This window comes from Candidatus Bathyarchaeota archaeon (genome assembly GCA_026014585.1).
Lineage (GTDB): Archaea > Thermoproteota > Bathyarchaeia > Bathyarchaeales > Bathycorpusculaceae > Bathycorpusculum.
This window is the reverse complement of the sequence record JAOZIA010000019.1, coordinates 87,068-94,679: the sequence shown is the minus strand read 5'-3', so window position 1 is coordinate 94,679 and position 7,612 is coordinate 87,068. Positions and strand designations below refer to the sequence as shown.

General features: G+C 50.4%; 4 protein-coding genes and 1 rRNA gene. 1 reads left to right on the top strand and 4 read right to left on the bottom strand.

Annotated elements, in window-relative coordinates:
• Window positions 1-2,017 (bottom strand): 23S ribosomal RNA (locus tag NWF01_06605); the annotation flags it as partial.
• Between the two features lie 840 nt (window positions 2,018-2,857).
• Between NWF01_06605 and hypE the strand changes: the two genes are divergently transcribed.
• Window positions 2,858-3,922, top strand: a complete 1,065-nt coding sequence (gene hypE / locus NWF01_06600; GenBank protein ID MCW4024690.1) for a hydrogenase expression/formation protein HypE — start codon at window positions 2,858-2,860, stop codon at window positions 3,920-3,922.
• Here hypE and hypD read toward each other — a convergent pair.
• The 3 genes from hypD to hypF are packed head-to-tail and all read right to left on the bottom strand — an operon-like array spanning window position 3,919 to window position 7,598.
• On the bottom strand, window positions 3,919-5,013 hold the full coding sequence (gene hypD, locus NWF01_06595; GenBank protein ID MCW4024689.1) for a hydrogenase formation protein HypD: 1,095 nt from the start codon (window positions 5,011-5,013) through the stop codon (window positions 3,919-3,921). The genes hypE and hypD overlap by 4 nt on opposite strands.
• 13 nt (window positions 5,014-5,026) lie before the next feature.
• Window positions 5,027-5,263: a HypC/HybG/HupF family hydrogenase formation chaperone gene (locus tag NWF01_06590; GenBank protein ID MCW4024688.1), complete on the bottom strand. Its 237-nt coding sequence runs from the start codon at window positions 5,261-5,263 to the stop codon at window positions 5,027-5,029.
• Window positions 5,264-5,312: 49 nt separating this feature from the next.
• Window positions 5,313-7,598 (bottom strand): carbamoyltransferase HypF, encoded by a 2,286-nt coding sequence (gene hypF, locus NWF01_06585; GenBank protein ID MCW4024687.1) that lies wholly within the window; start codon window positions 7,596-7,598, stop codon window positions 5,313-5,315.
• Window positions 7,599-7,612 lie beyond the last annotated feature (14 nt).

The following is a 7,612-nucleotide window of genomic DNA, read 5'->3' as shown; positions in this document are numbered from 1 at the left end:
GGCGTTTGCAGGCCCTTAGCCCAGTTGGACCCAGGTTTCAGGTACCTGTACTGGCCAGGATTCAGAAGCCGTTCACAAGCTTTCGCTCTTGCGGCTTCCTGTGTTTTTATTAAACAGTCGAGACCCCTTTGTCACTGCGACCTGCTCCCCCAGCACGAGGCTGAAAGAACAGGCACCCCTTATACCAAAGGTACGGGGCTAATTTGCCGAGTTCCCTCGCATTAGTGTATACCCGACACGCCTTAGGTTACTTGCCTAGGGACACCTGTGTCGGTTCTTGGTACGATCATAAAGGATCCTTCTCAGTGTGTTTTTCAGTGGCTCCAGAGATCAGCTAAACCCTCCTAAAACGGAAGGCTATTCCCGATTTCACCTGGTTCTCGCCATTACGGCACTCCCCAGGCTTATACAGTTAAACAAAGCGAGAACTTTGCTTAGCCTACCCCGAAACGTCAACACTGAGCTTGCGTCGCCGCACGTACCTCTATGGTTCCGGAATTTTAGCCGGATTCCCTTTTTCGGCATAATCGGTTAAGTTATGCCTTAGGATCGACTTACCCCCGGCTGACGATCGTTGCCGGGGAACCCTTGCCCCTTCGGCGGAGAAGATTCTCACTTCTCTTTGCTGTTACTACCACCGGGATCTGCAATCCTAATCGGTCCACTGGACCTCACAGCCCAGCTTCTGCCCAACTAGGACGCCTTCCTACCAGCGCAGCATAAGCTGCGTTCTGAGGTATCGGTAGCTGGCTTAGCCCCGTCAATTTTCGGGGCCGTCAGCCTCGGCGGGTGAGCTGTTACGCTTTCTTTGAAGGAAGGCTGCTTCTAAGCCTACCTCCCCGCTGTCTGAGGCTGACGACGCCCTTTGGTTTGACATTTAGCCAGCATTTGGGGACCTTAACCTCAGTCTGGGTTGTCCCCCTCTCGGTCGTGGAGCTTACCCCCACTAACCCGTCTCCCGAGGTCTTTGGCGCGGGTGGATTCGTAGTTTGAAAGGAAAGTGGATTCTTTCGAATCCTTGTTTTCCAATCGGTGCTCTACCCCACCAGCCACCTCGCTCGGGACTGGGCTCAGGCCCACTTCGGAAGGAACTAGCTATCACCAGACTAGATTGGTCTTTAGCCCCTAGCCCCAGGTCTGGGGAACGAATTGCACGTCAGAACCCTTTCGAGCCTCCACTAGGCTTTCGCCTAGCTTCGCCCTGCCCAGGGCTAGATCGTCTGGTTTCTAGTATGTGTAGTTATGACTCCGGGCCCTTTCAGACCCTGCGCCTGGCTCTTGCGAGTTGCGCGCGTGTTGGTTTCCCTTTGCTTACGGACTTATAGTCCTTAGGCTTGCCATAACTACAAACTCCCCGGCCCGTGTTTCTAGACGGAACGTGTAATCCTGATTGGCCACCCTCGTACTGCCAATTCACATTGGTTTCCTTTGAGTGGGTTACTCTTCCGGACCACACACGTCTGTAACCGTCTGGTTTCAGGCACTTTTCACCCCCATTTCGGGGTACTTTTCAGTTTTCCGTCACCGTACTAGTGCACTATCGGTCTTGAGATGTATTTAGTCTTGGAAGTTGGTGGCTTCCAACTTTCCGCACCTAAGCCAAGGTACGGTAGTCTGGGACTCCAGCTATAACTCATGATGGCTTACGTTTACGGGGCTATCACCCTCTATGGCAGGTCTTTTCAAGCCATTTCAACTTAACCAACGAAGAGAAAGCTAGACCCTTTACCCTACATCTCCCATGTCTTTCGGCATGGGATTCGGTTTGGACTGTTCCCGTTTCGCTCGCTGCTACTAGGGGAATCCCGTGTTGGTTTCTTTTCCTCCCCCTACTAAGATGCTTCCGTTCGGGGGGTTCCCGCTCCATAAAGGAGCACCATTGCTGGTGAGAAGTCTCATTCGGGTATCCTCGCTTCTAAGGCTGCTTGCGCCTACACGAGGCGGTATCGCGGCTTGCCGCGCCCTTCTTCAGCTCTCAAGCCGAGCCATCCTCCAGACGGCGTGGCGTTGTTCGGGCCAATGGTAGTGTCTGTTTGGCGTTTGATGAAACACATACTAATTTTGTTGTGTTGCGCGTCTTGTTGTTTGCCTATGCATGGTGTCATCGTGATCTTCCCGTGACATTAGGAAGTTCATCTTCACCCTGTAGCCCCACATCGTTTTTCAGGTGTGGAGTTGCAATTGTTATGGTAACCCATAATTGCTGAATTGCATTAGAAGCGAGTTTCGCTAATATAAGTGTATCGTTGAAAGTTGCTTATGTTTGTTGGCATGGTTCCTGTCGGCTTTGCGGTTGGCGTCCTATGCAATTTCCCAACCCGCCCCAAATTTCTTTGGGTAGAGTTACACTTTATGGGGAACTATCCATAGCGACAAACAGGCAAATAAAGGTGTTGACTAGAATGAGACAAACAAAAGAAGAAAAAGTCCCATATAAAACTCAAAACAAAAGCAAAAAACCCACACAAAAGCACAATTTTGTATTATCTAATAATTGAGCAAAGAATTATAGACGGATACAAACATTCAAATTTAAAATTAATCAGACACGCCTAATGAAAGCCCGCGCGCACGTAAAACAGTCAATTTAAGCCCCAAACAGGGCAGTAGGGACCGCCTCCCTCTATGGTTTCTGCATTGTATTTCTAATAGGCTCCAAATAGACGCCAATAGGGAACTAAATAGAAAAAACATCAGCTTTAAACAGAAAAAATGCGCGGGCGCCAAACACCACTAATGCAGCAACCATGAAATCACAGGAAACTCTTGCACCCAAGTTTTTGGGTAGCAGATGTGCAGATATTTTGCGATGTGTTTATTTTATTCCAAGCAGGTTCTTATCAAGAAGGCGCAAAACATGAGCAAATCTGATAAAATAACCATGTTGCATGGCGCAGGCGGCACAGTCATGCATGATTTGGTTAAAAACTATGTTGTGAAGGCGTTTGGCGGCTTAGACAATGATGCAGAAGTGCCTCTTGAAGCCATGGATGACGCCGCAGTCGTCGGAGATATTGTTTTGAAAAGTGACTCCCACGCGGTTAAACCCATATTTTTCCCCGGCGGTGATATCGGGCGTTTGGCAATTTCAGGCACAGTTAATGATATTTCCTGTATGGGCGCGCAGCCTTACGCACTCGCGTGTGGATTTGTGCTGGAAGAAGGCTTATCTCTTGTGGATTTGGAGAAGATTTTGGAGAGCATGCGGCAAACCTGTATTGAGGCGGGCGTAAGCATAGTAACTGGCGATACCAAGGTTGTTGAAAAGGGCAGTTTAGGCGGGCTGGTTATGAACCTTTCAGGAATCGGCAGACGAACCCCCGCTCTTGAGAGCAACATGCAAACCGTCAAAAAATATCGCAACCTAACCTCACGCTGGACAATAGACAGCAACCTTGCAGAAGGCGACAAAATCATAATTTTAGGCACCATCGGCGACCACGGCTTAGCCGTGCTTTCTGCTCAGCAAGGCTTATCCTTTGGCAGCGAAATAAAATCTGATGTAAAACCACTCAACAAAATGGTTCAACGTTTGCTTGGTGAAGTCGGCGGGGTTGTCAGCATAAAAGATGCAACACGGGGCGGCTTAGCTGACGCACTCAATGAGTGGGCAGAAAAATCCAAAATTGGCATACTTGTTCAGGAAGACAAAATCCCCATCCGAGAGGACGTGCAAACAGCCTGCGAAATGCTGGGGCTTGACCCCATGGAAGTGGGCAATGAGGGAAAAATGATAATTGGCGTCGTCCCCGAAAAAGCCCAAGAAGCCCTTGAGTTCCTAAAAAGCACTCCAGAAGGCAAAGACGCCCAAATAATAGGAGAAGCAACCAAGGAATTCCGTGGCGTAGCAATGCAAACGCAGGTGGGCGGCAAAAGAATCATAGCGCGACCAGTCGGCGACCCCATCCCAAGAATCTGCTAACTCTGGGTAGCAGCATTTTTTGCCCAGACACGGCAGGTTCCCTCGCTGCTAACCATGCAGGCTCCAACGGGGTTTGCTGGAGTGCATGATTTGAGAAATAGGGGGCATTGGTTGGGCTGTATTTTTCCGATGATTACGCGGTGGCATTGGCATCCTGTTTGGCTGTCTTTGCCCTGTTCTATGTGAATGTTAAATTTTTCTCGAGCATCAAACTCCTTTAGAAACTCGCGCAGTTGATAGGCGGAATTTTCCAGTCTGCCGATGCCGCGCCAGTTTCCTGCAGTCACCTTAAACGCCTTTTCCATCAACGCTAAAGCCTTGGGATTGCCTTCGGGCTTTACCACACGCGGGTACTCATTTTCCAGTTTAGGCTTGCCCTCTACATGCTGTTTGGTTATCATGTAAACCGCCATCAAAACATCCAGCGGCTCAAACCCTGCAACCACCGTAGGCATACCATACTCCTTAGGGAACCGCTCATACGGAGCAAGCCCAATGATTGCGCTAACATGCCCAGGGGCAATAAATCCGCCGATTTCTAAACCCTCCACACCCAAAAGCAGCTCCATCGCAGGCGGAATAAGGCGATGTGACACCAGAAAACTGAAATTGTGAGGCAAACCGCCAAGAGCTTCAACTGCTGTGGCAGGAGCTGTGGTTTCAAAACCGACCGCAGAAAAAACAAACTCTTTGTCAGGTTCACGCCGCGCCATTTCAATAGCGTCAGAAACCGCATACACGATACGCACGTCCGCGCCCTGCGCTTTAGCTTCCAAAAGTGACATTTGGCTTCCTGGCACGCGTAACACGTCCCCGAAGCAGGTGATGACTTTGCCTTGCTGTGCAAGTTGGACGGCTTCGTCAATTTCTGCGGCAGGCACTATGCAGACCGGGCATCCTGGTCCAGCAATAACTTCAATGTTTGCGGGGAGTAGGCTGCGTAGTCCGAAGTGGGTTATGGTCCATTCGTGGGTTCCGCAGACGTGGCAAATTTTAAGTTTAGGAGTTTTTGTTTTCGGTGCGAGTGCTTTGATTTTTTGGGCTATGGTTTGTGCAAGCTGCGGGTCCCGGAAGCGTAGGTTCTCAGCCATGCCGCATCCCCAATTATTGTTGTGGTGCTTCTCCAGTAGATTCTAAAAGGTCTCTCCAAAGCTTTAGGGTCTCAAGAGCTTCCTGCTCCTCAAGCACCTGAATCGCATAGCCAGCATGAACAAGCACGTAATCACCAACTTTCGCATCAACAAGGGATAGGTTGACTTCTCGCAAAACGCCCTGTCCAAAATCCACTTTTGCTTTGCTTCCATCAACGCTCATTATGTGAGCGGGAATAGCTAAACACATAAGCAATCACCATAAACAACGGCATAAACGCCGATAAAAACAAGACGGTCTAAAAGATAGAAAATCCAGCAACAACTGCCTGCCCAAACGCGACCCCGCCATCCCCCGCAGGAACCGCCTCATGCACCACAAAAGCCAACCCCGCAGACTCCACAGTTGCCCTCATCATTTCCGCGAGCAGCTGATTGCAGGCGGCACCACCCGAGAAACCCACAACCTTAACACCTTTCTCTTGAGCTTGCTCTACTGCAAGCATTCCCAACCCCTGCGCAATGTAAGCATGGGTGGAATATGCCAAGTCAGCTACAGAAAACCTGCCCATCCCTTCAAAAATCGTGCGCATCAAAGGCGTTGTTTCCAAAACCCCATCCCTAAAGACAGATTTCAACTTCAAAACGTCTTTTCCCCCCAACGCAACTGATTCCAGCTTCATCGCAGGCTCCCCCTCATAACTCCGAGCATAACAAACGCCGAGCAAAGCCGCAACAGCATCCAGAATTCGTCCGCAACTGGTAGTCTGCACAGTTTCTGCGCCATTTTTGAGTTGGTTTAAGATGAGTTGGGCTTCTGTTTTGCCGTGTGGTAGGTGCTGGCTGTTTTGGCTAAGCCAAGAGTCAAGGTTAACTTCTGGAATTTTTGAAAGCACACCCGCCGCGACACGCACAGGATAACGGCTTGCCAAGTCCCCGCCCAACAAAGGCTGAGCCTCCAAATTCCCCACACGCTCAAACTCACGCGAACCTAAAGTGCAAAACAGGACTTCGCCGCCCCAAGCCCCCCCATCCGAGCCATACCCGTAACCGTCACAAACCACACTCACAACCTCATCTAAATCGTGTTCTGCCAGTAGGGCAGCGGCGTGTGCGTGGTGATGCTGAACCTGAATTAGCGGGATGCTTTGGGTTTCTGCGATTTCTTTGGCGGTTTGGGTTGTGATGAATTTGGGGTGCAAATCGCAGGCAACTGCTGTGGGTGTGGTGTTGGTTAGCTGGGTCAGATGCTGCGTGGCTTCTTTTAGGAACTGGCGGGTTTCCACATTCTCCACATCTCCAATGTGCTGGCTGATGAAAGCTTTATCCTCATACAGGATGCAACTGGTATTGTTTAGTTCCCCACCTAAACCCTCAACACAACGAAGCGCCTTCCGCTTTAGTCGTATGGGTGCGGGTGCGTATCCGCGGCTTCGACGCAGAAAAACCTGACGTGTGCCATGTGCGCACATGACGGAGTCGTCGCATCGGTGCGCGATTTGACGATTGTGAAACAAAAAATAATCCACTGTGCCACCGAGGATTTTGAGGGCTTCCTCATTATCTTTTACGATAGGTTGGTTGGGCGGGTTTGCGCTGGTCATCACAAATGCCTCATCCGCTACGTGGTCAAAGAGCATGTAATGCAAGCCAGTGTAGGGCAGCATGACGCCGATGTTGTGCAGGTGTGGAGCCACCAGCCCTGACAAGTTGTATCCAGTGGATTTGTTGAGTAAAACAATTGGGCGCTCAGGCGACTGCAACAGGTTCTGCTCCTTCGAGCCAGCTTCGGCAAACCGCAGTGCCGCCTCCAAGCTCCTTGCCATAACTGCAAACGGTTTCTCGCGCCGATGCTTCGCTGCTCGAAGACGCAAAAGCGGCTCCTCAAGTACCGTGGATGATGCAATGTGAAAGCCTCCGTACCCTTTTACTGCTAAAATTTTGTCTTCCGAAAGCAAACTGCCTGCCTCACGAATGGGGTCAATGGTTTGGATTAGTTCACCATTATTTTTGGTGAGATACACTTTGGGTCCACAAGTTGGGCACGCCACAGTTTGTGCATGAAAACGCCGATTTGCTGGGTCATCGAACTCGCTCTTGCAGAAGCCGCACATGGGAAACTCGCGCATTGTGGTGTTTTCTCGGTCGTAAGGCAGATGCTCAATTATGGTGAATCGTGGTCCGCAGTCGGTGCAGGTGATGAAGAAGTAGTCGTAGCGGGGGTTTTTGGGGTCGCGGAGTTCTTTTAGGCAGGGGTTGCAGATGGCGATGTCTGGTGGGATTACGGAGCCTAAAAGCTCAGCAGTTTGGCTGCTATGGATAATTGTGAATTTTGAGTGCTGGTTTTCTCCTGTGAGCGGGGTTTGGTTGATGTGGTGGATTTGGGCAAGCGGAGGCTTTTTCTGGGTTAAGTCACGAGTAAAATTCTCAATATCTTGCGGGTTACCTTCGAGCAGGATTTCTACGCCAGCATCCCCGCGGTTCTGCACGTACCCCGCCAAGCCATACGATACGGCTAAGCGATAAACAAACGGGCGAAAACCTACACCCTGCACGATACCTGTAACGTTGAGTTTAAGCCGCAAAGACCACGCCTTAC

Coding starts and splice junctions, on each gene's coding strand:
- NWF01_06590 (MCW4024688.1), bottom strand. CDS start 5,263: ATGTGTTTAGCTATTCCCGCTCACATAATGAGCGTTGATGGAAGCAAA.
- hypD (MCW4024689.1), bottom strand. CDS start 5,013: ATGGCTGAGAACCTACGCTTCCGGGACCCGCAGCTTGCACAAACCATA.
- hypE (MCW4024690.1), top strand. CDS start 2,858: ATGAGCAAATCTGATAAAATAACCATGTTGCATGGCGCAGGCGGCACA.